Origin of the sequence: Streptococcus sp. 27098_8_69 (assembly GCF_041432445.1) — a bacterium.
GTDB lineage: Bacteria > Bacillota > Bacilli > Lactobacillales > Streptococcaceae > Streptococcus.
The window spans coordinates 1-25056 of sequence record NZ_JAPVZO010000009.1 but is presented as its reverse complement, the minus strand read 5'-3'; the positions used below and the strand labels follow the sequence as shown (position 1 = coordinate 25056).

Here is a 25056-nt window from a genome sequence, read left to right as displayed (position 1 = left end):
TTGATTTTGGAATTTGCTCCCCTTTTTGCTCCCCTTATAGTGCTTTTAGTGCAGTTTCGTAGAATGAGACTGCTTTTTTTGCGTTCTCTTTTGAGAGGTGGCTATAAATGTCCATAGTCATGGATAAAGTAGAATGACCTAAACGGTGCTGAAGTTCTTTGTAAGGAATGCCAGAGTTAAGCAATAAACTAGCGTGAGTATGACGGAATCCGTGAAAGCCAATGTTAGGAACATCAGCACGCTTAAAATGTGTTAGCAATCTTCTTTTAAGTTTTGAACTGCAAGGATATTCATGAATGAAATCCGAGAATACCACGCTTTCACGTTGTCCTATCTTCCAGGCCTCTTTAGTTTGGCGTAGTTTGTACTGTTTCAGCATGCTAACAGTCGCTTGATCTATATCTATATCCCGATAACTAGCCTTAGATTTTGGGCTATTGATTTCTAAATCCCGATTTAGTGTTTTGGTGATGTGTACAATGGCACCGTCTAAGTCAATATCAGACCAGGAAAGGGCTAAAGCTTCATTGATGCGACAACCAGTAGCCAATAGGAACTTATAGAGCGTTGCCTCATAGTAGTAACGATATCTATCGCTATCTAAATTATCGAGATAACCAAGAAACTTTTTTAATTCTGGATTATCAAAGTGTTTTACTTTTTTTCGCTTTGCTTTCTGAGTGTTACGAGGTAAAACAACATCACGAGCAGGATTGGACGGTATCGCTTGCATGGTTACGCCATACTGTAAGATACGTTTGTTTAAAGCGTGTATCATGTCATAGTGTAGAAAAGCCCCGTTTTCCCCTCTATTAGCCTTATCTGCAAGTTTATTGATAATTGACTGAATAAGTGGAGTAGTGAGCTTATCGAGCTTATACTCCCCGAAAGTAGGCAATATGTGATTATCGATTAGCTTTCTAACATTGCCTTGAGTGTTTGGCTTAACCGTATTTTTATAACTTTCCCACCAGAGAGTGGCTAATTCTTGATAGTCTTTTATGGTACTAGCTTTTTGTCTAGTAGATCCTGCTTTTTGAAAAGCAATTTTTTCTTGAGTAGCTTTCTGCTTAACTTCCTTTTGTGTTCTCCCCGTTACCTTAGTTTTAACTTTCTTTCCTGTTACCTGGTCAACTCCTAGATATACATTAGCACGATAGACTTTACTACCGTCTTTTTTTATAACTTCAGTTATTTTCATGATGATAAACCTTTCTAAAATACATCAGCAGGCAAGCTATTATTAAAAAGGTTTTAGATTGTGGTTTATATCATGCTAGGGCTTCACAGATTGCCCTGTATTCGAGTTTAAAGAGTCAGGCGGTAAATTACCAGAGTTGGGAATAAGACGGATATAGGGCTTATATTGCCCGCTATTACATATCATCAAATAATGAAAGTTGGTTATTATCAGCTTGTTTTTCAAGTTCTTTTTGTTTATTTTTCAATTCTTGTATACTTTCACGAGGAGTAGGGAGATTCTCCGGCATGGTTGTCCCAAGTTCTTTCATGGTATTTCTAATGGTTCGCCCTACGTTAAAATGTGTACTATTCGCTAATTCCTCGCCTTTTATATTCTTCCGGCGTAGAACTTCATCGGTCTGAGTAGCACGGAATAAGTTAGCAGCTAATTCAGCACTTCCCATAAAGTCTAAAATATGTTCACCTTCATTTAGTTCTTTGAGGTTATGGATATCCTGCATATTCAACCCACCATATAACCCCTGATATCCTGAGTTGTGAAATCGGCCAAAGTTTTTAACGCCAGCATTGCCAGCGGATTCAGCTAATGATTTGTTGTGGCGTTTAATTTCATCACGAATAGCTATTCGTTTTTGATCTTCGGTCAGTCGATTAAAATCATCGTGTAATTCTTGCTGACGAGTTTTAATAGCAAAATATGATTGCCCTAGTGCAATGACTTCTTTTCTAGGATCGCCATTTTGTACAATTAAATAACAGGCATAGCGTGATAGTTTAATATCTGCAATTTCTCGCGTTCCAAAATTAAGTTGTACAGTTTTGTTGACGTCAACAAAATTGGTAACCACGCGCTCTCCGGAGTTTTCACAGGCTATTTTTGCTTTGTCTATAACTTGGTTAAAGTTACGCCACTCCATATATTCTAGAATGGTTTGTAGTTCCCTGGCATACCAAAATTCTACTCCATTTTCGTCTATATGTTTGATGTTTTCAAAAGTTAGTTCATCGTATTGTTGGATTTCCATGAATAAAGTATCCTTTCTAAAATACAGGTAGTTACTGGCGTTATTGAAGTGATAGGTGTCAAGCGAACACCGAGCGAACAAAGAGAAAACACGCGCTTCAGGATTGTTGGACATTGTGGCGCGTGGGTTTAGAACAGACCGCTGAGGGTGAATAGATCCAAATTCTCTATCGTTGGTGAAAATGGCAGAACTTCAAAAGTTTCATATAATTTTTCTTTTACTTCTTCGACTAATTCATTTTGAAATTGAACAGGCATGTTATCAAAAATACTCGTTTCTGACGGTGAATTGTCCAGAACAATACTATCTAAATATCCATTGTTAAATGGAATACCTGGTTCATATTCCTCTATGTAATTAAATCTATACTCAAGAATTTTTTTTATATTTTTACCTCTAGTGAATTCAATTAATAGAAAAGCAGGTTCTTTAAAGTCTGGTATTGCCTTCCATTTCTCTTTTACTTCCGCTAGAGAATCAAAATTAATAAAACCACACTGTACCTTTACATCATAAGGCCAAAAATCAAAAAATTCTGAAGGGCTAACCTCTAGATAATTACAAATTTTATCAATGGTTTGTAAGCTTATTTTATCTGTATTATTATTTGAAATTTTTGAAATGGTAGAGCGTGCTATACCAGTGTCATTAAATAATTGAGTTGCCGAGATACCTCTATCAATCATCAATTTAGCTAAATTATTACGAAGCATAAGAAAACTCCTCCTTGAAAACATTTTAGCCTATGCGCTAATTTTTTTCAAGTTTTTTAATTATTTTACTTGACACAATAAAAATATAGTGTATAATCAGAGATATAATTTTAGCGTTAACGCTTCAATTTTTCTAAAAAACACAAAAAAGGAGGGTTAGGGATATGAAAAATAATTTTCGTGTTCTTTTAGCGAAACAACGAAAAAAGGTTTCAGACGTACACAAGGCGACAAGTATCGCAAAAAGCACTTTGATAGCTTTGTACTATGAGCGTACTAAGCGCCCAGATATTGAAACCTTGCTAAAGATTGCTGACTATTTAGGAGTCACACTTGATGAACTACTGACACCAGAAGAATAGAAAGGAACAAACCAATGGAACTAGTCTACATGGACGGAAAGAAAGAGCCGTATACTACGAGTGCAATCATAGCTGAATGTGCTGGAATAAAACACCATGCAATACAGGAACACATTAGAAAACAAATTGGACGTCTGGAGCAATTTGGAAAGGTGTCATTTAAAATGCGACCTTTACAAAGCGGACAACAGACGAAAGACTATATTTTGAATGAGCAACAAGCAACATTGCTGATCACATTCTTAAAGAACACCGAGCCAGTAAGGCGTTTTAAGATGAACCTAGTCAAAGCCTTCTTTGAAATGCGTGAGGAACTTTCTAAGTTTCGTATGCAGAGAGCGCTAGAAAAGCCAAAAAGAAAAACACTGCATGACAGTATTGAGAACTGGGAACAAGCACCAAAGCACGCGCATAGCACCATGAACAACTTGCTACTGAAAGCAGTAACCGACAGGAACGCTAAGCAGTTAAGGGAAGAACGTGGGGGCTACAATGGCATTGATAGCTTGACCAGTGACGAGTTGGAACAGTACCAGGCATTTGAGGACATGGTAATAGCCATGATTGGCTTGAATATGAGTTATCAGGAAATCAAAGCTATGGCATTCAGAAATAAAAAAGCACGCCAAAGAAGCGCGTGAGAACAACAAAAAAGGCTTAGCAATAACCACACCGCAAAGCCTTTCACACTAACACTAAAACGAATTTAACAAAGCAGGCAAGCTATTATTAAAGAGGTTTTAGTAAAGATTTATACCTAGATTATAGCATATTTAGGACATTTTGACCATACGGAGAGCGCCAACTCTTTAAACTGGTACTTTCTCACGCTTTCAAATATTGGCGACTCTGAGTGTGAGGAAATCATGTATAAGAAACAACCATTCAAAATCCCCACACTCTCCGACGGCCATCTTTGAGTGTGAGGATATCCTGGATAGTAAAAGGCATTAAAAAGCCCATCAAGGCGATTACACAAACATAGAAACAGAGGTAAAAAACATGGACACATACTTTAAAGATTTTGAAAAAGAGCTGGGACTTGTAGAGGAAAAGCTAGATATTTTATCAGAGTGGCATTTATCCAAGGAACACCATGGAGCAACAGAAATTGCTGAAGATTGTAGATCAGCAATTAGTCAGTTATGGATTCAGTTTTACAAATTATCTGAGGCATATAAAAAGCAAGAGGGAAGCCATGAGGATTTCTTTAATAGCAATGTTGAGAACCTACTTGGAGAATTAAAAAAATATGACGATGAATGCACAGAAAGGCATGGTGAAGCTCCTGACTGGTTGCTATTCAGTTTCTTAGATAGAGCAATAAAAGAAAACAATTTAAGTAATGGGATCAATCACACAACAGCTTCAACCTGGACGTATTTACGTAGCTTGATTATAAAGGATTTGAAAGAAAGAGGGCTATTGAAATGACTCTAGACCTAGATAACATGACACAATCAGAATTTGATAAACAAATGGCTGAGATCAAGGCAAGAAATCCAAACCTATTCCAGTTCATCGCTGATTTTGTAGATCGAAAAGTAAGCACTGAAGAGGTGGACGACTTCCTGAAGATGGAACGAAGCGACCAAGTGGACTATATCAAGAATTACAAAGCGAGGGCATAACATGAATGAATTAGATTTGACCAATACACAAGCAGTTATCTTCATGGTGGTGTTGATTGGCTTACTGCTTTATCTAAACCACCGAGACCGCAAAAAAAGCGCCCAATTTGAGCGAGAAAGCAAGCAGACGATAGAAACACCTAGCGAGGATTTAAACCCTGATTATGGCCGATATATCCAGCTTGCAGGGGTGAGACCGTGGGGGTGCTAGTATGTTTGAAAAGATGATTGAGGAACTCAAAACAAAAATATTAGAAGCTATTGAGCGTTATCTAAAAAGCCGTGATACAGTCAAACCACGATTGACAGGGTTAATCTCAGCCTAGGAGGTCATGGACGAGTTAGATATAAAGTACAAGACACTCCAAAAGTGGGAAGATGCTGGGCTAAGACGATACCAGCCCCCACTAGAAGACACTAGGAAAATCTATTATAGAATTTCTGACATCTGGAAGTTTCTGGGGGTAGAAAATGGCTAGCTTTGAAAGATTCCCCGGACAGAGAAAATCTGTCCGGACTACCAACGGCTACACTTGGAAAAATAGACAATTAACGCTTGAGCAACGCAAAGAGTTACAACAATTAAAGAAAATGAAAAAGAAACGATTGAAAAACCAGAAAGGATAACCAATGACAGAAATTAAAAAACTAGGACAAGTTCCTGCTGAGACAATAGGGCCATCTGCTAGCATTTTGACAGGATTGTTGAGACGCGGGCAAGTATTGGGTATATCGGCGCCAAGAAGATCCTTAAAGACTAGCGTAGTTATTTCCCTAGCTCTATCTTTAGCTCAGGGGAGTAATTGGCTAGAGTGGAAGAGTAAAAGAGCTTTCAACGTCTTGTATATCAATACGAATCATAAAGAAAACGACTGTTTTAGTAAGTTCATGCAGATTGCCCAACTTTTAGAAGTTGAGCAAAAAGATCTTGACAATATTTCTATCTTAACTCTTCCAAAGTCAACGGCCTTAGAAGATTTAGCCAAAGTTGTAAAAGATAAAGTACCAAACAACGCTTTTCAAGTGGTTATTATTGATAGTATTGATAATTTAAAATTACTGCAGTTCGGGGGCTCCTTAGGGGATTATTTGCAACAGATTACCCAACACGTAGGCGGTGGCCTGATCTATACACAAAGTCATAGAGATAGACCGAAAGGGACTACGGAAAGTTCAGACTTTGCGCAGTGGTCAGAGTCTCTAGCTCATTGCGATAGCTTGTTGGAATTTTTCAAGATGGAATTAGATCCAGAATTGTTACGCCTAGAGAGGCTAGAAGCTGTCTGGGATTTGGCCAAGAATGTAATGACTACGCACAATAAAAGATATTTTCAGCTAAACGTAACAAATGATTATATCAGTTTTAAAAACAAGAGAGCAACAAGCGAGGATCTACGAAATCATATTGAGGTAGCGCTAGAACATTTACCTACTGAACAGACGCAGGAAATTCTAAAACATTTTGATAACATAGATTTGCCGTTAAAAACGCGAACTTATTGGAGACTTGAAGCAGTTACCTCGGAAGCTGATTACGACGGGGAGAAAAATTTTCTTTTCTACTATCCACAGTTGATAAATGATAAGGAGAAAATATTAGCCTATCACGAACCAGGGTTACCACTTTCAAAAGAACAGAAAGAAAAAGCATGGGCTAATGAAGAAACGAAAGAAAAAGCGACAAACAAAGTAAAATCTATGATAGCAAACTTTGAACAGGCGAATAATAGACTACCCAATAAGTCAGAGCTTTCTCGTTTTGCCAAAATCAGCAGACCTACCTTAGACAAATTGATTGATGAATCCGATAATAACATAGTGGTCGTCGATGGAATGATACAAGAAAATCCTGCTTATTAACAACTTTAAATATGTAAAGAGTTGTAAACTTTACAAATGTAAAAGTTGTAAAAAGTTGTAAAAAAAGTGTAAAAATTTTACATGATTTTACACCTTTACAAACGTAAAATTTACACTTCTTTACAACTCATTGTAAAAGATGTAAAACAATTATTTTTTTACACTTGTAAAATATAAAGCATAACTCAAAAAGCGTTGGTATTATTGGATTTTTTAGGAGTTGTAAAGACTTGTAAAGGTTTGTAAATTTTACAGATGTAAAAGGAGGGACATGACTAGAATAGCCTAGCGTCAATTCTAGTTTGTCCAATTTTCGTGAAATGTGGAAGTAAGGAACAGGAACAGGGGCGATTGAGCTACGCCCCCTGTAACCCTGTCCTTTAACACTTCCACGTTGCGCGGATATATATTGTAAAAAGTGGAGTAGGGAACTAGTGGTAAAAAATAAATTAAATAAACGAGTTATCCAAGACAAAAATTTTTTAGCTTTCAAGTCAATGTCTTACATGGAAAATATTGGAGAAGTTATTGAGTGGGCTGGTGATAACGAACCAATGAGGTATATTTTTGATAGAGTGAGGAAATATTTAGTATTTGACAAAGCTACTTGTAAGTGGCAAGGTAAGAATTATGGAAAGGAGTCCAGGGAGTTGCTTTCTAAAACTCCACGTTTAAGGTGCATCACAAAAAAGATATACGAGAAGATGGAAGAAAGTGAATTGGATCTTCTTCCGCCACAAGATGGAGGTTCTGCTTCTTATATTTCTGAATGGGAAACTTTTAAAAACAGTGAGCTTATCCAGACCTTGAAGCGTGAAAATCAACTACTAAAATATTTTGTAATTTTAGCTATACAACAGGGGTATATTGTTCTCGATAACCGTAAAAAATTTGTTGGTATTGATTATTGAAAAATAGAAAAAGGAGAAACAACATGACATTAAAAACATTTTCAGATAAAGCAAAAACATTTACTTTCACTTACGAATTTAAAGACCTAGATACTGCTATGGTTGCAGGTCACGCGCTACTGGGATATATGACTGGAACTTATGAAGTACCATCTATTTCAATAACTCATAAGGATAAGGGAACGCTGGTAGCTGAGTATGTGGAGGATAACAAACTAAACAAGACCTTCAAGCGTATTTGTGACAGTTTCAAAGACTATTACAACCAACCAGTGGACGATGAAGCATTTGAAGAACGTTACAAACAGGAGCGCGTGCTTCAACTCAAAGAGTCAGAGGACTTTGAGAGTTTGCTGGAAAAGGTCACAGCCTACGAGCTGGAGCTATTAGACTATGCTGATCGCTTGCTTTCTGATAAGCCTATCCCTATGGACTCTATGACCGCTTTTGGTACTTTGGAAATGCTGGGCGATGAAAGTATTAGCTTACTCCAAAAATTGGACGTAGAAGGGGAATATAAAGGCCTTGCTGATTATGTGGCAGAGGCAGAAAGCTAGAACTATCAAGAGAGGCACCAGCCTCTTTTTGTGGTTTTATTACTACTAACCCAATTGATTTGGGTTTTTCTATATAAAGGTATTTTGAATGAATGGAAATTATAGAATCAATAACCATAGAAACGTTTATAAAGCCAATGAAAGACAAGAATATTAGTTATGGAATAGCTGAGTTGGACGGTAGAAAACTAGAGATAGACCTAGATAATCTATATATCACCTTTGGAAACAATCATTTTGATTTAGCAAGTATACCAGGAACCAAGGGAGGTAATCGCTACTTCTTTCTTTGTCCTATTTGTGGTAATCGATGCAGAAAACTCTATAAGAGACTTTTGCTATATGGTTGTGGATCATGCCAGAAAATACACAAATCAACACTGAACCGAAGTAAGACAGATTGCCAATACTATTGGGAGAGAGCACTGAGGGAAGCTAGAAAGGTGGAACCAGGTTGGAGTCCCAAACGTGGCGGATATATGTTTGACAGTTTTCCTGAAAGACCAAAGTATATGAAACGTGACAAGTATTATAAGCATTATCAAAAGTTTGTGAACTATACCAAGAAAGGAGATAGTTTTTGGCTGAATGGATTGAGATTGTGAGACAATATGAAGTAGTTTTTTGGAACATTTTCAAACAAATCTAAATAAAGATCACAGTTACAACAGTTCAATTACAAGATACCTAACAACTATGATTATGAGATAAGAGGCAGAGATACCCCCTTTAATTTTAAACGGGGGTAGGTATTGTTCGGATATAAGAACGCTGCCCTCTTTTGTGCAGAAAATTCCCTTTTTGAAATGTTTTTGAAGATGGTAGCATGTGGTTTTACTAAGTGTTTAGCTTGATTTTTTGACCGATAAAGCTACTACTCAATTATCCAATTTTATAACATAGGGGGGTATCCCCCTCCCACTAGGCGCTAGCGAACTTCACACCGTCATTATACATTTTTTCTCACGGGAAATACTTCCCAGGGAATAAATGAACCTCGAGCGAAGCTAGAGAAAACGCAAAAAGCCAAGGCGCTCCGCCTCAGCTATAATTTCAACACTATTATTATATCATAGAGGAGGCCAAGGCATGACACCAGAGCAGGTAAAAGAAAAACTAGAGGGCGTTAAGTGGATAAACAAGGAGATCAAAGGCTTATATTTGGAATTGGAAGCCCTGGAAGGTGGTATTATCAAAAAGCCAACACTAAGCCATAGCAGGGTGCAGACAAGCAGAGAGAACAAGACAGAGGACAATCTTATAAGTGTTCTGAAGCTAAAAGAGGATATACTCCAGAGAATTGAGCGCCTTACCGAGGAAAGAATGGCAATATCTGGGCTAATCGATAAACTGGACAATCCGCTTGAGCGTTCTGTCCTAAGACTTTTTTACTTGAATGATCTTGTAGTTTTGGAAGTCGCTGAAGAATTAGGTAAGTCTAAAACTTCGATATATCAGGCTAGAAAAGAAGCTATAGAACACTTGGCAGGTATGGTAAATGAGAATTGATTTTAGAACCAAAGAATGGTTAGGTTTTGGCTAGGTTTTGATTAGGTTTTACATTTTAAAATAGCAAGGCACAAGACCTTATTTTAGAGATAAAACACTAAGATTTCCTAAGATATAGATACTTTTAGAGACAAAGAATGTTAAGGGGGATATAATCAAACTCCTAGAAAACGTAAAAAAGACAGCACAGGGCTGACTCCTTTATAAATTATTCCTTAAAACTATTATACCATGAAGGAGTATCAACTTGACCATTAAAGAAATAGAGGAACAACTAAAAAGAGTAAAGAAAGGGAACGACCTCATCCAGAGACTGCAACTAAAGTACCAGAGTTTAGACAATGGGCTATTATCTGGATCCAATCAATTCACTACAAGGGTAAAAACTAGCAAAACCAATACCACCGAGGATAAGATACTGGAAACATTGGAACTTAAAGATAAAATAGTGGAGCAAATACAAACTATTACTAGCGAACGTATGGAAGTAATGGACATGATAGATCAGTTAGATGATGTAGTTGAATGGTTGGTATTGGTAATGATATACTTTAATAATTTCCCTATGATAAAAATCTGTAATGATTTAAATTTTAGCAAAGTACAAATTTACAGAATTAAGAAAAAAGCCATTGAGAACTTGGACAAGGTAAAAAATGCAAATCGATAAAAAAGAGACAGTCAAACAGGTATACAGATTTCTAAAAAGCTATCACTCATTGATTAAATTGAGCCTAGATGGTCAAGATGGAGCGTTTAGAGCCAAAGCTGAAGAGTTGGTGGGTGTGATTGATGTTTACAAGGATAATCTGGATGATTTAAGGCGCGAGATATTCGCTAATCTCTTTACAAGAAGAGTAGGGGAGAGATTAAAGCTATGGCAGTTATATGAGACACTAGAGATTGATAAAGCTGAGTATGAACGTCTTAAGGTTGAGATACTGCTAGACTTTGCTAAAATCTATCGTGGTGGTGTTTTGTTAGTATATGAGTAGCCCTAAACTTCATATTTTACCCCTATTTCGCTTTGTTTTGGAGCGGACGAGTAAAAACGGAAGTTATAGAACATTTGGCAGAGACGGGGTTATAATATTTTCTTGGTAGTAGGCGATGAAATCATAGATATTTTTGAAAGAAAAAAGAGAGCACACACCCCCCACAGCCGAAGCCTTTAATGTAGGGGGTAGTAACTCTCATTGCTTAGATTATAACCTAAAAAACTTTTAAATACAAGAACATTGAGACTCTACTCTTTGGAGATAACCTGAACATCAATAAATAGAAAATGTGATATAATAAAAGCATAGAGGATAGAGGTTGAAAAGTATCCGCCACCAACGCGCCACTTAGCTAGTGGGTCGAGAAATGCGGGCGACATTCGGCGGTCCCGCCTATCCTTCGTTATAGCAAAGCCCTTAGAAACGAATCTGGGGGCTTTTGTAAGGCTATAATCTTATATATCACGCGCTTCATGGTATAATATACCTATCAGCAATCAGAAACTAAAGTATGGAAAAGTATGTACATATTTCGTCAATAATATAAAACTAAATAACCATATTTAGTTTACAAAAAATGATTAAAATCATTGACAAAAAGTTTAAAAAAAGTTATATTAAAAATGGTTATATAATTTAACAAAAAAACAAACACAAGTGACAGATGTGGTACTTGTGTTTTTATTTGTATGACTAAGGAGGAAGAAGCTATGAGCAAGACAATTGATGTCGCAAAATATTTGATTTATGCTTATGAACAAATGTCTAACTCAAGATTCGAAACGCAAGAATTAAAATTACAGAAGTTGATGTATTTCGCACAACGTGAAAGTTTTGCTTTAACTGGTGAATCCCTTTTTTCTAGCGATTTTGAGGGATGGGTACATGGACCAGTTCTTGTAGAGTTGCGCTATTTTTTTGAACAATCCTATGTTCCTTACGATGGTGATAGCTCATCACTGAGTGAAACAGATAAATACATCATTGAGAGCGTTATCAATAAATACAGTCAATATGATGCGTGGTATCTTAGAAACTTATCTCATGAAGAATTATCATGGAAAAACAGCCGTAATGGTCTAAACGATAGCGAAATCGGAAATAAAATCATTTCTAAAGAAGATATCAAAAAAGATGCGGAAAAAGTCCGAGTTTATGACCATCAATATGATATGTATTTAGATGAATTCGATGACTTTAATGAGGAGGTTTATCTTGCGTGATAATTCTTCTCTTGTTGGTACTATAAAGTCTTCACGGATGCCATATTATGATGTCAGAACTAGTTCGATAAAGTATAAAGCTCGACCAGTCCTTATTTTAAAAGCTGAAAATGAATCAGGATTCAGTGATTTTACTGTTTTACCAATTTCATCAATTAGCAATAAAAAAAATATCGATCCAAAGTTTGATGTTGAAGTTACAAAAATTATGTATCCTCTTTTGAAGTTGACTAAAGATGAATGCCATATTCGTTGTGGTAAGTTTATGACCATCCATCAAAATGATTTAGGAGTTCCAGAAATTTCCAATTTGAAAGGAAGCTATCCTGATTTATGGGAACATATTATCAGTCTTGCTAAAGAGTATATTTCTGATGTGAAATAAAAATTAATGTTCGTAGTTGATAGTTTTTTTATAAAAATATCTTATATAAAAAGCACCCTTCAAAGGGTGCTAAATTTTGCCTGCTGAACTCATCAAATCCTAGCCCTTTTGTGGGGCTTTTTTGCTCCCCTTTTTGCGTACTTTGGGGGAGCAAGTAGTAAATAGTAATGTTAGTGATTTTTATTAAAAAGCGCGTGATATAAGGGTTAGGGAACTCTAAGGAAACATAACATAAGAAGTTTTTAATTATACTACAAAATCGGCTTTTTTGGTAATAGAATTTCACTTTTTTTGGTATAATGGAAAGCAACAATGGACTAGAAAGAAGTAATATGCAAGATAAGATTGTCATCCATGGGGCACGCGCCCATAATTTAAAAAATATAGATGTGGAAATTCCACGTGACAAGCTAGTTGTGGTGACGGGACTATCTGGATCAGGAAAGTCTAGTTTAGCCTTTGATACCCTTTATGCAGAAGGGCAACGTCGCTACGTTGAGAGTCTGTCAGCCTATGCTCGTCAGTTCTTGGGCAATATGGAAAAGCCAGATGTGGATTCTATCGATGGTCTCAGCCCTGCCATTTCCATTGACCAGAAAACGACCAGTAAAAATCCTCGTTCGACAGTTGGAACAACGACGGAAATCAACGATTATCTACGTCTTCTCTATGCACGTGTAGGGACACCCTACTGTATCAATGGACATGGGGCTATCAAGGCTTCGTCTGTAGAGCAGATTGTGGATAAGGTTTTGGAATTGCCAGAGCGCCAGCGTCTGCAGATTTTGGCTCCTGTTATTCGTAAGAAAAAAGGGCAGCACAAGACGTTGATTGAAAAAATTCAAAAGGATGGTTACGTTCGTGTCCGTGTCGATGGAGTTGTTTACGATGTGACCGAAGTTCCTGAACTTGAAAAGAATAAGCAACACAACATAGATGTGGTGGTAGACCGTATTATCATCAAAGATGGTATCCGTAGTCGTCTCTTTGATTCGATTGAAGCAGCTCTCCGTATCGCTGAAGGTTATGTCGTTATTGATACCATGGATGATTCAGAGTTGCTATTTTCAGAACACTATGCTTGTCCAGTATGTGGATTTACAGTTCCAGAGCTAGAACCTCGTCTCTTCTCCTTCAATGCACCATTTGGTTCTTGTAGCGAGTGTGATGGTTTGGGAATCAAGCTAGAGGTTGATACGGACTTAGTCGTACCAGATGCTAGCAAGAGCCTTCGCGAGGGAGCCTTAGCGCCTTGGAACCCGATCTCTTCTAACTATTATCCAAACATGCTAGAACAAGCCATGACAGCTTTTGGAGTGGATATGGATACGCCTTTTGAGGACTTGTCTGAGGAGGATAAACATCTCATTTTCTATGGTTCAGATGGGAAAGAATTCCATTTCCACTATGAGAATGAATTCGGCGGAGTTCGTGATATCGACATTCCATTTGAAGGAGTGCTTGGAAATATCAAGCGTCGCTATCATGAAACCAATAGCGACTACACTCGTACACAGATGCGTCTCTATATGAACGAGCTGACTTGTGGCACTTGTCATGGTTATCGTCTCAATGACCAAGCCTTATCTGTTCGAGTAGGGGGAGAAAAAGGGCTCCATATCGGAGAAATTTCAGACCTCTCCATCGCAGACCATTTGGAGGTCATTGATCAACTAACTCTATCTGAAAATGAAGCTATTATCGCTCGTCCTATCCTGAAGGAAATCAAGGACCGCTTGACTTTCCTCAATAACGTGGGCCTTAACTATTTAACGTTATCCCGCTCGGCAGGAACCCTATCAGGTGGGGAGAGTCAACGTATTCGCTTGGCGACTCAGATTGGTTCCAACCTCTCAGGAGTTCTCTATATCCTTGATGAGCCGTCAATCGGTCTTCACCAGAGGGACAATGACCGCTTGATTGCCAGTCTGAAAAAAATGCGCGATTTGGGTAACACTCTCATCGTGGTAGAACACGATGAAGACACCATGCGAGAAGCTGATTATCTGATTGACGTTGGCCCTGGTGCAGGTGTCTTTGGTGGAGAAATTGTTGCTGCAGGAACGCCTAAGCAGGTAGCTCGCAACAGCAAATCCATCACAGGACAGTATCTATCAGGAAAACGCGCGATTCCTGTACCGTCAGAACGCCGTGTAGGCAATGGACGTTTTATCGAAGTGACAGGTGCGCGTGAGAACAACTTGCAAAATATCACCGCTCGCTTCCCACTCGGAAAATTCATTGCAGTGACAGGGGTATCTGGTTCAGGGAAGTCTACCCTCATTAACAGCATCCTCAAAAAGGCTATTGCACAAAAGCTCAATCGCAATTCAGACAAGCCTGGTAAGTTTAAATCCATTACAGGGATTGAACATATCGACCGTCTGATAGATATTGACCAAAGTCCAATCGGACGAACACCGAGGTCCAACCCTGCTACCTATACAGGTGTTTTTGATGACATTCGGGACCTCTTTGCTCAGACAAATGAAGCCAAGATTCGTGGCTATAAGAAGGGGCGTTTCAGTTTCAACGTCAAGGGCGGTCGCTGTGAAGCTTGCTCGGGTGACGGGATTATCAAGATTGAGATGCACTTCTTGCCAGATGTTTACGTAGCTTGCGAAGTCTGTCATGGGACTCGCTACAACAGTGAAACCCTAGAAGTTCACTACAAGGAAAAGAATATCTCGCAAGTTTTGGATATGACGGTCAATGACGCAGTAGAATTTTTCCAACACATTCCGAAAATTCAACGCAAACTCCAGACCATCAAGGATGTAGGTCTAGGTTATGTGACCTTGGGACAACCAGCTACGACACTTTCTGGTGGAGAAGCTCAACGTATGAAGCTGGCTAGTGAACTCCACAAGCGCTCGACAGGTAAGTCCTTCTACATTTTAGATGAACCGACAACTGGTTTGCATACTGAGGACATCGCTCGACTACTCACCGTTTTGTCTCGCTTTGTCGATGATGGCAATACAGTTCTCGTAATCGAGCACAATCTGGATGTCATCAAAACAGCAGACCATATTATCGACTTAGGACCAGAAGGTGGTGTTGGTGGCGGAACTATTATCGCAACAGGGACACCAGAGGAAGTAGCTGCTAATGAAGCTAGCTATACAGGACAGTATTTGAAAGGAAAGTTACATCATGAATAAACGTGTACAAGCATTTTTAGATAAAATGCAAGAAAAAGAACTAGATGGAATCATTATCAATAACCTTAAAAATGTCTACTATTTGACAGGATTTTGGGGTTCAAATGGGACAGTCTTCATCAGCCGTGACCGTCAGGTCTTGGTGACAGATGCTCGCTATATTATCGCTGCCAAGCAAGAAGTTACTGGCTTTGAGATTTTTGCAGAACGTGATGAGTTGGCAACTATCGCAAAGATTGCAAAAGACATGGGCCTTTCTCGTATCGGATTTGAAGATGAGGTTTCAGTTTCTTATTATCATCGCATGCAAACCGCCTTTGAAGGTTTAGAACTAGTTCCACAGACTCAGTTTGTTGAAGCCCTTCGTATGATTAAGGACGAGACAGAGATTGCGACTATTCGCAAGGCATGCTCTATCTCTGACCAAGCTTTCCACGATGCTCTTGACTTTATCAAGCCAGGGAAGACAGAAATTGAAATTGCCAACTTCCTGGACTTCCGTATGCGTGAATTAGGCGCTGCTGGTTTGTCTTTTGACACGATTCTAGCTAGCGGGATCAACTCTTCTAAACCCCATGCCCATCCAATGCACAAGCCAGTAGAACTAGGCGAAGCTATCACTATGGACTTCGGTTGTCTTTATGACCACTATGTCAGTGATATGACACGTACCATCTACCTAGGTCATGTGAGCGACGAACAAGCAGAAATCTACAACACCGTTTTGAAGGCCAATCAAGCTCTGATAGACCAAGCTAAGAATGGCTTAGGTTTCCGTGACTTTGATAAAATCCCTCGTGATATCATTGTGGAAGCAGGCTATGGAGAATACTTTACTCACGGTATCGGGCACGGTATTGGACTTGATATCCACGAAGAACCTTACTTTAGCCAAACTTCCAAAGAAGTTATCAAAACTGGTATGGTCTTGACTGATGAACCTGGTATTTATATTGAAGGTAAATACGGGGTTCGTATCGAAGATGATATCTTGATTACAGATACAGGTTGTGAGTTATTAACCCTTGCTCCAAAAGAATTAATCGTAATCTAAGAAAAATGAGATAAATCGTTGACTTTTACTAGTTAAAGGTTTATACTGAAAGGCGAAAACGGTAGGTGAGGCTACCATAGGGATACGGATGACTACCGCAAAGCAGTGGAGACACTACTCGTTGGTCAACAGTCCTGGTCGCGAAGGTCAAGACTAAGCTCATTACATCGCCCTATGGAGTTAAAGCTTGAACGAAAACGGATAATAAGTTTTTTAGTCCTGCCATTTTATGGCAGGACTTTCTGCTGTTTTAGAACAAAGAAGGGAGACAAACGATGCAAATTGACGATCATCCAGAACCGCACATACACAGCCAATCGCTGATTTGTGTCGTTCTGTCCTTATAAAGTGATTGGTCCCCGTGTATGAAATCACCATTCATACAGATAGGAGAAACCAATGAAAACTACAAAAGAAAGACTAGCAGCAGCTATTCAAACTCCATTTAAAGATAGTCTAGCTTTTTACCATACAAGTCTAAAAGGCTTAGATTCAGAACAAGTTCAAGAAAATCGTGACCTATATGGTGAAAACACCATCACCAAGGGCCAAGAGGATTCCATCTTAAAAAAGATTTATGAGTCCATTATCAATCCTTTCACAATCATTTTGCTTGTGATTGCCTTTATCTCTCTCGTTACAAACGTCTGGCTTGCCAAACCTGGTCAAGAGGATCCAACGACTTCTATCATTATCGTTGTCTTGGTTTTGATTTCAGGAGGTATCCGTTTTGTCCAAGAATTGCGGAGCGACAAGGCAACAACCAATCTTTCAAAAATGATTGTCAACACTGCAACTGTTATTCGTGATGGTCTTGAACAAGAGTTACCCATCGATGAGTTGGTTGTAGGAGATCTGGTGAAATTGAGTGCGGGAGATATGATTCCTGCAGATGTCATCTTATTTGAATCCCGCGACTTTTTTGTTCAACAGTCAGGTTTGACTGGAGAAAGTGATGCAGTTGAAAAGCTTGCTTTAAATAAAGCCACTAGTCAAAATATAGAGAGTCTTTTAGAAGCAGAATCTTTGGCATTCATGGGGACAAACGTTATTTCGGGAAGTGCTACAGCTATGGTTCTGGCAGTTGGTGATGACACCATGATGGGAGCCATTGAGCAGACTCTCAACACCTACGATGAACCAACTTCTTTTGAACGTGAAATGAACAGCATTTCTTGGCTCTTGATCCGCTTGATGCTTGTCATGGTTCCGATCGTGTTTTTCGCAAATGGGTTGACTGATGGAGACTGGCTAGAGGCTGGAGTCTTTGCCTTGAGCGTCGGTGTCGGACTTACACCAGAAATGCTTCCAATGATTATCACAGCCAGCTTGGCCAAAGGTTCCATTATCATGGCCAAGGAAAAGGTGGTTATCAAAAAACTTAATGCTATTCAGGACTTAGGAGCAATTGATATCCTATGTACAGATAAAACTGGAACTCTAACGCAAGATGAGATTGTCTTAGAATACCCCTTGGATATCCATGGTGATTTGGATATGGCCGTCTTGAGAAGAGCTTATCTAAATTCACATTTCCAAACCGGTTTGAAAAACTTGATGGACCGTGCCATTATCAGTAGAACCGAAAAAGAAGCCAAAGAACACGCTATTCTACAAGATTTGGATAACATCTTCCAAAAGATTGATGAACTGCCTTTTGACTTTGAACGCAGACGCATGAGTGTCATCGTCAAAGACGATAGCAATGTCGTTAGTATGGTTACCAAAGGCGCTTTAGAAGAAATGTTGACCATTTCGACTCATGTGGAATATCGCGGAGAAATCATTCCCCTAACCGAAGACATTCGCCAAGAAGTATTGGCAGAAGTTGGTCAATTAAACCGTCAAGGTTTGCGTGTTTTAGGTGTTGGTTACAAGTCAGGTCTACGTGAAGATTATGCCTATGCTGTGACTGATGAAAGTGACATGATCCTTACGGGTTACCTTGCCTTCTTGGATCCGCCAAAACCATCTGCAGCACCAGCTATTCAAGCTCTGCTTGAGCATGGTGTCAAAACAAAAATTTTAACTGGGGATAACGAAAAAGTAACCCAAGCCATTTGTGAAAAGGTTGGTTTGGACGTTGAGCATATGCTCTTAGGGGCTGACATTGACCAAATGACAGATCAAGAATTGGCAGAAGCGGTTGAAAGTGTAACAGTATTTGCTAAATTGTCTCCTGATCAAAAAGCGCGTATCATTTTACAGTTAAAGAAAAATGGTCATGCCGTTGGTTATATGGGAGATGGAATCAACGACGCTCCATCCATGAAGGTGGCTGATGTTGGAATTTCTGTAGATACAGCAGTCGATATCGCTAAGGAAACAGCGGATGTTATTTTGCTAGACAAGGATCTCATGGTTCTTGAAACTGGTATCGTTGAGGGCCGTAAGGTCTACGCCAACATGACCAAGTACATCAAGATGACAGTTAGTTCAAACTTTGGGAATATCTTCTCACTCCTTGTTGCGAGTATTTTCTTACCATTTCTGCCAATGGCCCCTGTTCATCTCATTGTCCTAAACCTAGTCTATGATTTGTCTTGTGTGGCATTGCCATTTGATAATGTGGATCAAGACTTCCTTAAACAACCCCATACATGGGAAGCAAAATCCATTACGCGATTTATGGTTTGGATGGGTCCAATCTCATCTATCTTTGATATTTTGACCTTTATCTTCCTCTACTTTATCATTGTTCCTTTGGTGACTGGCCATCATTATGTCCATGGATCTGAATCTGCCCTTCAGTTTATTATCTTGTTCCAAACAGGATGGTTCATCGAATCTATGTGGTCTCAAACTATGGTCATCCATATGCTTCGTACAGCAAAAGTTCCTTTTGTACAAAGCAGACCAGCTTGGCTTGTGATTTTGATGACTCTGGTTGCAGCCTTTTTCGTAACCAGCCTACCTTATGGACCACTAGTAAATATCCTTCGTCTAGCACCCTTAGGATTTCCTTACTTCTTGTTCTTAATCTGTATTATTTTCTTGTATATGTTCAGTGTCACAGTTATTAAGAAATTTTACATTAAGAAGTACAAGGAATGGCTATAGTTTGTGATTTGTCAAGAAAAAAGTGCGAAAATGACGAAAAAAGTCAAAAAAATTTAAAAATAGGTCGCAAGTCCGATGTTTTTTATGGTATAATAGACTAAACTGATAGTAACATGTAGCGAAAGGGGTAGGTACATGATCAAAATTTATACAGTCTCAAGTTGTACTAGCTGTAAAAAAGCGAAGACCTGGCTCAATGCCCACCAGTTAAGTTATAAAGAACAAAACCTCGGTAAGGAAGGAATCACGAGAGAAGAACTACTTGATATTTTGACAAAAACAGACAATGGAATTGCAAGTATCGTATCATCGAAAAATCGTTATGCAAAGGCCCTTGGTGTTGATATCGAAGATTTGAGTGTCAATGAAGTGCTCAACCTAATCATGGAAACACCACGTATCTTGAAAAGTCCGATTCTTGTAGATGAGAAACGCCTACAAGTTGGCTATAAAGAAGACGATATCCGTGCCTTTTTGCCACGCTCTGTCCGTAATGTGGAAAATGCAGAAGCGCGTTTACGTGCGGCTCTATAAAACATCAAGGCTGGGAGTGACTCCTGGCCTTCTCTAATATTTAAATTTTTAAATTGGATAACATGTGAGGATTTATGAAAAAGTTAGTCATTGGAACATTCGCAGCACTATTTTTGCTCGTTGGATGTGGTCAGAAAAAAGAAACAGCAACTTCAACTACTGAGAGTTCTCAAGAAGCTCTACAGTCTACCTTGCCCGTATTAGAAAATGCGACCAAGAATACAGTTGTTACTAAGACCTTGGTTTTGCCAGCTGATGAGAGTGGTGCTCAGCAAACTCAAATCATTACCTACAAAGGCAATCAATTTTTAAGCTTGACCATTCAGCAAAAGCGTCCTGTATCAGAAGATTTAAAAAATTATATTTCTGAGCGAGGATTAGATGAAGCTAAAAAAGCTCTTAAAGAAGCTGAGGACAAGGATGAGTCTGTTCAAGCGGCTCGAAAAATTTCAGGATTTACCATCGAAACGACTCTTTTAAATGAGAAAGAAATGGAAACCAAGACGAGCTATGATTTCCAAACACTGGATCTCAAAAAAGCAAGTGAAAACGAATACTTGAAGAATGTTGGACTGGAAAATCTATTGAAAAACGAACCAGAGGACTATATTGCTAATCGTGTTGCAAATGGGGCAACAGTCCAGTAAAAAGCCAGAGAAAATCAGCAGAATCAGACTGTGTGATTTGTAGAACGACCGCGAATGTGCTATAATAGTACTATTCTAAGGAAAGAGGGTGTTAGAATGGGATTTACTGAAGAAACCGTACGTTTTAAATTGGACGATTCCAATAAAAAAGAAATCAGTGAAACATTGACAGATGTCTATGCTTCTTTGAATGAAAAGGGCTATAACCCTATTAACCAGATCGTGGGCTATGTTCTCAGTGGAGACCCAGCTTACGTTCCTCGTTATAACAATGCACGAAATCAAATCCGTAAGTATGAGCGAGATGAAATCGTTGAAGAACTGGTTCGCTACTACCTTAAAGGACAAGGAGTCGATCTATAATCTATGAGAATTATGGGATTGGACGTTGGTTCCAAAACGGTAGGAGTAGCGATTAGCGATCCGTTAGGTTTTACGGCACAAGGACTTGAAATCATCCAAATCAATGAAGAACAGGGAGAGTTCGGTTTTGAACGCCTCAAGGAACTGGTTACTACCTATAAGGTAGACCGTTTTGTTGTTGGTTTGCCTAAAAACATGAACAATACCAGCGGACCACGGGTAGAAGCCAGTCAAGCCTATGGGTCTAAACTAGAAGAACTCTTTGGTCTACCAGTAGAGTATCAAGATGAACGCCTAACTACGGTCGCTGCAGAGCGTATGTTGATTGAGCAAGCGGATATTAGTCGCAATAAGCGTAAAAAAGTTATTGATAAATTAGCCGCTCAATTGATTTTGCAAAATTATTTAGATAGAAAATTTTAAGACAGAGGAGAAACTATGTCACACGATCACAACCACGATCACGAAGAACGTGAACTTATTACACTTGTAGATGAGCAAGGAAACGAAACTTTATTTGAAATCCTTTTGACTATTGATGGAAAAGAAGAATTTGGTAAAAACTATGTTCTTCTTGTACCAGTTAATGCAGAAGAAGATGAAAACGGTGAAGTTGAAATCCAAGCATACTCATTCATCGAAAATGAAGATGGAACAGAAGGCGAATTGCAACCAATCCCTGAAGATTCAGAAGATGAATGGAACATGATTGAAGAAGTCTTCAACAGCTTTATGGAGGAGTAAAAATGTTCAGTGAACATTTTTACCCTTACGCTAAAAATAAAGACCGTAAGTAAGTCTGGGAGACTGTATCAGCCCAGTTCCTTGAAATAAGAAAGAACTGGTAAGTCCAGTGGACGTGTTTAGCCCTGCGCTAGAAAATAGAAACGCAGGCATATCCAGTGGATGTTTTTACCCCAACTCCTAGAAACTAGGGAGAGTTAGAACGTCCGGGGGACATTTTTCTCCCATACTAGAATTAAATACTAGCTAATGAAGTAAAAAGCGAAGAGAATCTTCGCTTTTTTGTTAAGGATTAAGGAGATTAAGCGTGTTTGAAGTAGAAAAATGGCTTCATAGTCGAATCGGTTTGAATTTCAGATCAGGTTTGGGGCGGATGCAGAGAGCGGTAGACTTGCTGGGGAACCCTGAGCAAGCCTATCCTATTATCCATGTGACAGGGACAAATGGAAAGGGTTCAACCATCGCCTTTATGAGAGAGCTCTTTCTTTCTCATGGTAAGAAGGTAGGGACCTTTACTTCGCCCCACATTGTTAGCATCCATGATCGGATTTGTATCAATGGTCAACCCATATCGGACGCAGACTTTATCCGTTTAGCAAATCAAGTTAAGGAAATGGAGCAAAGACTTCTAGAAACACACGATCAGCTATCTTTTTTTGAGTTGTTAACCGTGATTGCTTTGCTTTATTTTAAAGAACAAGGGGTGGATCTAGTTCTATTAGAAGTTGGAATTGGTGGCTTGCTTGACACGACTAATGTGGTGACTGGAGAGATCGCAGTTATTACATCAATCGGCCTGGATCACCAGGAGACCTTGGGCAATAGTCTGGAAGAAATCGCTGAACAGAAAGCAGGAATTTTTAAGCAAGGAAGAGCAGCAGTGATTGCAAACTTAGCTCCTGAATCCCAGCTCGTTTGTCAAAAGATAGCAGAAGATTTAGATGTCACTCTCTACCAAGCTGACCGAGATTTTTCTTTCAAATCAGGACATTTTTTTTCTTCTCTAGCGGATTTGACCCGACTAAAACTGGGTTTGGAAGGAGCTTATCAAGAGGAGAATGCTGCTTTGGCTTTGCAGGCATTTCTGTTGTTTATGACAGCGAGAGGTGAAAAAGTCAATGAGGAAGCTATCCGGCGTGCTCTGAAAACAACCAGCTGGGCTGGGCGTCTAGAAGCTGTTACGGAGCATATTTATCTAGATGGTGCCCATAATCTACCGGCTTTAGAACGATTGGTTGAATTTATCCAGGAAAAAATTCAGCAAGGTTATCAACCTCAAATCCTTTTTGGTGCTTTAAAGCGTAAAGATTACAGTGGCATGCTTGCTTATCTGACAGCTCATTTACCTGATACAGCTCTCTATGTGACGAGTTTTGACTATCAGGGATCTTTGGAGGAGCAGGATTTGAGCGGCTATCATAGAGTTGCTTCCTATCGAGACTTTATAGATGATTTTGAAAAGTCTGCAGGGGAGAAAGACTTACTGTTTGTTACAGGTTCCCTCTATTTTATATCTGAAGTTCGTGCCTACCTTATAAAAACATAGTTGCTTGATTGACCTTGTTTCCTTTATTTGATATAGTATAAGTGGAATAGTTCTGCAGTTTTTCTGCCTTAGCTCCTGAAAGAAAGGAGACATTATGTCACTAAAGAAATTTACACTTTCTCTTGCTACTGTAGCAAGTCTTAGTCTTTTAGTTGCTTGTTCGTCAACAACTAAGTCGACACCTTCATCCCAAGCAAGCACTAGCTCTGAGGCGAGCACTAGTCAAGTATCAGAAACCAGTGCTTCTAGTTCTACTACTAGTACAAAGACTGACACAACTACTAATATAGATGGGACCTACAAGGGACAAGACGAGGGTGATAGCATTACTCTTGTAGTCACTGGAAATACCGGAACGTGGACAGAAGTTGAAGCGAACGGAGATCAAAAGGTTAAGAAGGTGACCTTCGAACCAGAAAATCAGAAAGTCATCATCGGTGATGACGTCAAGATTTATGTGGCAGAAGAGAACCAGATTATTATCGATGACATGGGCCGCGGCGTTTCTGATCGTATTGTCTTAAAAAAATAGATATTCTGTAAGGATTTGGATCTGTAAAAGACGGATTCAAATCCTTTTTTGTTTACTTTGAGCTCAAAAAAATTCCATACTTTTAAGGTCGCTAATGTCTACCAAAAAAGCATAGAATGAGTGAAATTAAAGAAATCGTTCTTGTAAAAACTGAGCGACGCCATCTTCTTCGTTGGTCAATGGTAATTGCTCGTCTGCGAATGGTAACAGAGCAGGATTTGCGTTTTTCATGGCATAGCCTTTACCTGCAAAAGAAAGCATCTCTTGGTCATTATGTTCGTCACCAAAAGCAATCAAATTCTGTTTGTCTATATTCATGACATTGAGAAGATATTCAAGGGCAAAGGCCTTGTGAACTCCTTTGGGAGTGCATTCGAGAATGTTCAAAGGGCCACCCCAAGTATTAATATTGAGTTGGTGCTTGTAGAAGTTGTTCATCTCTTCAGCCAGTGCATATTTATCGTCTGCCCTAGTTTGTAATAAAATACAGTTAGGCCCTTTGGTCACTAAGTTAGACTGGAATTGATTTTCTGGGCGAAAGTTTTCAACACCAAATAATTTAGGGTTGGCAATTTCTTTGTCCGGGGCTGTAATGTAAAACTTTTTACGGTATTCCCCTGCGATAAAGTCTGCCTCAATCTCCTCTTTTCGTTTCACGATATCCAAGAGGTATTTTTTGTCCACAGTCAGACACTTTTCATGTTTCCAAGTATTACCTGGTAGGTGAGTTAGTGAGCCGTTGAAGTTGATCATAGGGGTTTCAAGTTCAAGTTGGTCATAAAAATCTTTGGCCATACGGTAAGGGCGACCAGTTGCGATAACAACTTGGTGGCCTTTTTTAGAGATTTTCTTAATCGTTTCAATAGTAAAATCAGAAAGTTTGCTTTCAGAGTTGAGCAAGGTTCCGTCCAAATCGACGGCAATCATTTTTTTAGTCATAAAATCCTCCCGAATCTAGTTTCAGATAAGATGTTTTCTATTATATCAGAAAGTGACTAGAAAAGCTGATAATAAGCGAAAATAAAGAGAATAATA

General features: G+C 38.9%; 29 protein-coding genes, 1 pseudogene and 1 riboswitch. Of the genes and pseudogenes, 26 read left to right on the top strand and 4 right to left on the bottom strand.

What is annotated here, in order from left to right; translation table 11 throughout:
- Positions 1-34: 34 nt before the first annotated feature.
- The 3 genes from O3658_RS04565 to O3658_RS04555 form a co-directional block, all read right to left on the bottom strand.
- Positions 35-1201 (bottom strand): tyrosine-type recombinase/integrase, encoded by a 1167-nt coding sequence (locus O3658_RS04565; protein WP_371559593.1) that lies wholly within the window; start codon positions 1199-1201, stop codon positions 35-37.
- 175 nt (positions 1202-1376) lie between these two features.
- Positions 1377-2228, bottom strand: coding sequence for a DNA damage-inducible protein D (dinD, locus tag O3658_RS04560; RefSeq protein ID WP_371559591.1), 852 nt, complete (start codon positions 2226-2228; stop codon positions 1377-1379).
- Between the two features lie 128 nt (positions 2229-2356).
- Positions 2357-2941: a helix-turn-helix transcriptional regulator gene (locus tag O3658_RS04555; RefSeq protein WP_138702109.1), complete on the bottom strand. Its 585-nt coding sequence runs from the start codon at positions 2939-2941 to the stop codon at positions 2357-2359.
- 164 nt (positions 2942-3105) lie between these two features.
- Between O3658_RS04555 and O3658_RS04550 the strand changes: the two genes are divergently transcribed.
- The 26 genes and pseudogenes from O3658_RS04550 (at position 3106) to O3658_RS04425 (ending at position 24021) form a co-directional block, all read left to right on the top strand.
- Complete coding sequence (locus tag O3658_RS04550; RefSeq protein WP_371559589.1) at positions 3106-3303, top strand: helix-turn-helix domain-containing protein; 198 nt, start codon at positions 3106-3108, stop codon at positions 3301-3303.
- A gap of 14 nt (positions 3304-3317) precedes the next feature.
- Complete coding sequence (locus O3658_RS04545; RefSeq protein ID WP_371559588.1) at positions 3318-3944, top strand: Rha family transcriptional regulator; 627 nt, start codon at positions 3318-3320, stop codon at positions 3942-3944.
- A 361-nt stretch (positions 3945-4305) separates the two neighbouring features.
- Entirely contained in the window at positions 4306-4737 is a 432-nt protein-coding gene (locus O3658_RS04540; RefSeq protein WP_371559587.1) for a hypothetical protein, read from the top strand.
- Positions 4734-4934: a hypothetical protein gene (locus O3658_RS04535; protein ID WP_371559585.1), complete on the top strand. Its 201-nt coding sequence runs from the start codon at positions 4734-4736 to the stop codon at positions 4932-4934. The genes O3658_RS04540 and O3658_RS04535 overlap by 4 nt, the downstream gene beginning before the upstream one ends.
- Position 4935: 1 nt before the next feature.
- Positions 4936-5145: a hypothetical protein gene (locus O3658_RS04530; RefSeq protein ID WP_371559583.1), complete on the top strand. Its 210-nt coding sequence runs from the start codon at positions 4936-4938 to the stop codon at positions 5143-5145.
- Between the two features lies 1 nt (position 5146).
- A pseudogene (locus O3658_RS04525) lies at positions 5147-5413 on the top strand (XRE family transcriptional regulator).
- Complete coding sequence (locus O3658_RS04520; RefSeq protein ID WP_013903991.1) at positions 5406-5561, top strand: hypothetical protein; 156 nt, start codon at positions 5406-5408, stop codon at positions 5559-5561. Before O3658_RS04525 ends, O3658_RS04520 begins: the two are co-directional and overlap by 8 nt.
- A 3-nt stretch (positions 5562-5564) precedes the next feature.
- Positions 5565-6794, top strand: a complete 1230-nt coding sequence (locus tag O3658_RS04515) for an AAA family ATPase (RefSeq protein WP_371559580.1) — start codon at positions 5565-5567, stop codon at positions 6792-6794.
- 434 nt (positions 6795-7228) lie between these two features.
- Positions 7229-7705 (top strand): hypothetical protein, encoded by a 477-nt coding sequence (locus tag O3658_RS04510; protein WP_371559578.1) that lies wholly within the window; start codon positions 7229-7231, stop codon positions 7703-7705.
- A 23-nt stretch (positions 7706-7728) separates the two neighbouring features.
- Positions 7729-8262, top strand: coding sequence for a hypothetical protein (locus tag O3658_RS04505; protein WP_371559577.1), 534 nt, complete (start codon positions 7729-7731; stop codon positions 8260-8262).
- A gap of 92 nt (positions 8263-8354) precedes the next feature.
- Positions 8355-8867 carry a hypothetical protein gene (locus O3658_RS04500; RefSeq protein ID WP_371559575.1) on the top strand — a complete coding sequence of 171 codons (513 nt, stop codon included), beginning with the start codon at positions 8355-8357 and terminating at the stop codon, positions 8865-8867.
- Positions 8868-9351: 484 nt separating this feature from the next.
- Positions 9352-9771, top strand: coding sequence for a DUF1492 domain-containing protein (locus O3658_RS04495; protein WP_371559574.1), 420 nt, complete (start codon positions 9352-9354; stop codon positions 9769-9771).
- A gap of 247 nt (positions 9772-10018) precedes the next feature.
- Complete coding sequence (locus O3658_RS04490; protein ID WP_247952591.1) at positions 10019-10441, top strand: DUF1492 domain-containing protein; 423 nt, start codon at positions 10019-10021, stop codon at positions 10439-10441.
- Positions 10428-10766, top strand: a complete 339-nt coding sequence (locus tag O3658_RS04485; RefSeq protein ID WP_371559571.1) for a hypothetical protein — start codon at positions 10428-10430, stop codon at positions 10764-10766. The genes O3658_RS04490 and O3658_RS04485 overlap by 14 nt, the downstream gene beginning before the upstream one ends.
- Positions 10767-11479: 713 nt before the next feature.
- Positions 11480-11992: a Panacea domain-containing protein gene (locus O3658_RS04480; protein ID WP_371559570.1), complete on the top strand. Its 513-nt coding sequence runs from the start codon at positions 11480-11482 to the stop codon at positions 11990-11992.
- Positions 11985-12377, top strand: coding sequence for a hypothetical protein (locus tag O3658_RS04475; protein ID WP_371559568.1), 393 nt, complete (start codon positions 11985-11987; stop codon positions 12375-12377). The genes O3658_RS04480 and O3658_RS04475 overlap by 8 nt, the downstream gene beginning before the upstream one ends.
- 332 nt (positions 12378-12709) lie before the next feature.
- Positions 12710-15541, top strand: a complete 2832-nt coding sequence (gene uvrA, locus O3658_RS04470) for an excinuclease ABC subunit UvrA (protein WP_371559567.1) — start codon at positions 12710-12712, stop codon at positions 15539-15541.
- Positions 15534-16595 (top strand): M24 family metallopeptidase, encoded by a 1062-nt coding sequence (locus O3658_RS04465; protein WP_371559565.1) that lies wholly within the window; start codon positions 15534-15536, stop codon positions 16593-16595. Before uvrA ends, O3658_RS04465 begins: the two co-directional genes overlap by 8 nt.
- Before the next feature lie 53 nt (positions 16596-16648).
- A riboswitch (M-box (ykoK) riboswitch) is annotated at positions 16649-16802 on the top strand.
- Between the two features lie 192 nt (positions 16803-16994).
- Positions 16995-19655: a magnesium-translocating P-type ATPase gene (gene mgtA, locus O3658_RS04460; RefSeq protein ID WP_371559564.1), complete on the top strand. Its 2661-nt coding sequence runs from the start codon at positions 16995-16997 to the stop codon at positions 19653-19655.
- 135 nt (positions 19656-19790) lie between these two features.
- Positions 19791-20189 carry a transcriptional regulator Spx gene (spx, locus tag O3658_RS04455; RefSeq protein WP_000591165.1) on the top strand — a complete coding sequence of 133 codons (399 nt, stop codon included), beginning with the start codon at positions 19791-19793 and terminating at the stop codon, positions 20187-20189.
- 74 nt (positions 20190-20263) lie between these two features.
- Complete coding sequence (locus tag O3658_RS04450; protein ID WP_371559560.1) at positions 20264-20836, top strand: SP0191 family lipoprotein; 573 nt, start codon at positions 20264-20266, stop codon at positions 20834-20836.
- A 96-nt stretch (positions 20837-20932) separates the two neighbouring features.
- Complete coding sequence (locus tag O3658_RS04445) at positions 20933-21199, top strand: IreB family regulatory phosphoprotein (protein WP_000507060.1); 267 nt, start codon at positions 20933-20935, stop codon at positions 21197-21199.
- A 3-nt stretch (positions 21200-21202) separates the two neighbouring features.
- On the top strand, positions 21203-21622 hold the full coding sequence (gene ruvX, locus O3658_RS04440; protein WP_371559558.1) for a Holliday junction resolvase RuvX: 420 nt from the start codon (positions 21203-21205) through the stop codon (positions 21620-21622).
- A 15-nt stretch (positions 21623-21637) separates the two neighbouring features.
- Entirely contained in the window at positions 21638-21943 is a 306-nt protein-coding gene (locus O3658_RS04435; RefSeq protein WP_000017624.1) for a DUF1292 domain-containing protein, read from the top strand.
- Positions 21944-22250: 307 nt separating this feature from the next.
- Positions 22251-23489 (top strand): folylpolyglutamate synthase/dihydrofolate synthase family protein, encoded by a 1239-nt coding sequence (locus tag O3658_RS04430; protein WP_371559556.1) that lies wholly within the window; start codon positions 22251-22253, stop codon positions 23487-23489.
- 94 nt (positions 23490-23583) lie between these two features.
- Complete coding sequence (locus tag O3658_RS04425; protein ID WP_371559555.1) at positions 23584-24021, top strand: SP_0198 family lipoprotein; 438 nt, start codon at positions 23584-23586, stop codon at positions 24019-24021.
- Positions 24022-24147: 126 nt separating this feature from the next.
- On the opposite strand, the gene O3658_RS04420 is transcribed toward O3658_RS04425, so the two are convergent.
- Positions 24148-24960, bottom strand: coding sequence for a Cof-type HAD-IIB family hydrolase (locus O3658_RS04420; protein ID WP_371559554.1), 813 nt, complete (start codon positions 24958-24960; stop codon positions 24148-24150).
- Positions 24961-25056 lie beyond the last annotated feature (96 nt).

Coding starts and splice junctions, on each gene's coding strand:
- O3658_RS04565 (WP_371559593.1), bottom strand. CDS start 1,201: ATGAAAATAACTGAAGTTATAAAAAAAGACGGTAGTAAAGTCTATCGT.
- dinD (WP_371559591.1), bottom strand. CDS start 2,228: ATGGAAATCCAACAATACGATGAACTAACTTTTGAAAACATCAAACAT.
- O3658_RS04555 (WP_138702109.1), bottom strand. CDS start 2,941: ATGCTTCGTAATAATTTAGCTAAATTGATGATTGATAGAGGTATCTCG.
- O3658_RS04550 (WP_371559589.1), top strand. CDS start 3,106: ATGAAAAATAATTTTCGTGTTCTTTTAGCGAAACAACGAAAAAAGGTT.
- O3658_RS04545 (WP_371559588.1), top strand. CDS start 3,318: ATGGAACTAGTCTACATGGACGGAAAGAAAGAGCCGTATACTACGAGT.
- O3658_RS04540 (WP_371559587.1), top strand. CDS start 4,306: ATGGACACATACTTTAAAGATTTTGAAAAAGAGCTGGGACTTGTAGAG.
- O3658_RS04535 (WP_371559585.1), top strand. CDS start 4,734: ATGACTCTAGACCTAGATAACATGACACAATCAGAATTTGATAAACAA.
- O3658_RS04530 (WP_371559583.1), top strand. CDS start 4,936: ATGAATGAATTAGATTTGACCAATACACAAGCAGTTATCTTCATGGTG.
- O3658_RS04520 (WP_013903991.1), top strand. CDS start 5,406: ATGGCTAGCTTTGAAAGATTCCCCGGACAGAGAAAATCTGTCCGGACT.
- O3658_RS04515 (WP_371559580.1), top strand. CDS start 5,565: ATGACAGAAATTAAAAAACTAGGACAAGTTCCTGCTGAGACAATAGGG.
- O3658_RS04505 (WP_371559577.1), top strand. CDS start 7,729: ATGACATTAAAAACATTTTCAGATAAAGCAAAAACATTTACTTTCACT.
- O3658_RS04500 (WP_371559575.1), top strand. CDS start 8,355: ATGGAAATTATAGAATCAATAACCATAGAAACGTTTATAAAGCCAATG.
- O3658_RS04495 (WP_371559574.1), top strand. CDS start 9,352: ATGACACCAGAGCAGGTAAAAGAAAAACTAGAGGGCGTTAAGTGGATA.
- O3658_RS04485 (WP_371559571.1), top strand. CDS start 10,428: ATGCAAATCGATAAAAAAGAGACAGTCAAACAGGTATACAGATTTCTA.
- O3658_RS04480 (WP_371559570.1), top strand. CDS start 11,480: ATGAGCAAGACAATTGATGTCGCAAAATATTTGATTTATGCTTATGAA.
- uvrA (WP_371559567.1), top strand. CDS start 12,710: ATGCAAGATAAGATTGTCATCCATGGGGCACGCGCCCATAATTTAAAA.
- O3658_RS04465 (WP_371559565.1), top strand. CDS start 15,534: ATGAATAAACGTGTACAAGCATTTTTAGATAAAATGCAAGAAAAAGAA.
- mgtA (WP_371559564.1), top strand. CDS start 16,995: ATGAAAACTACAAAAGAAAGACTAGCAGCAGCTATTCAAACTCCATTT.
- spx (WP_000591165.1), top strand. CDS start 19,791: ATGATCAAAATTTATACAGTCTCAAGTTGTACTAGCTGTAAAAAAGCG.
- O3658_RS04450 (WP_371559560.1), top strand. CDS start 20,264: ATGAAAAAGTTAGTCATTGGAACATTCGCAGCACTATTTTTGCTCGTT.
- O3658_RS04445 (WP_000507060.1), top strand. CDS start 20,933: ATGGGATTTACTGAAGAAACCGTACGTTTTAAATTGGACGATTCCAAT.
- ruvX (WP_371559558.1), top strand. CDS start 21,203: ATGAGAATTATGGGATTGGACGTTGGTTCCAAAACGGTAGGAGTAGCG.
- O3658_RS04435 (WP_000017624.1), top strand. CDS start 21,638: ATGTCACACGATCACAACCACGATCACGAAGAACGTGAACTTATTACA.
- O3658_RS04425 (WP_371559555.1), top strand. CDS start 23,584: ATGTCACTAAAGAAATTTACACTTTCTCTTGCTACTGTAGCAAGTCTT.
- O3658_RS04420 (WP_371559554.1), bottom strand. CDS start 24,960: ATGACTAAAAAAATGATTGCCGTCGATTTGGACGGAACCTTGCTCAAC.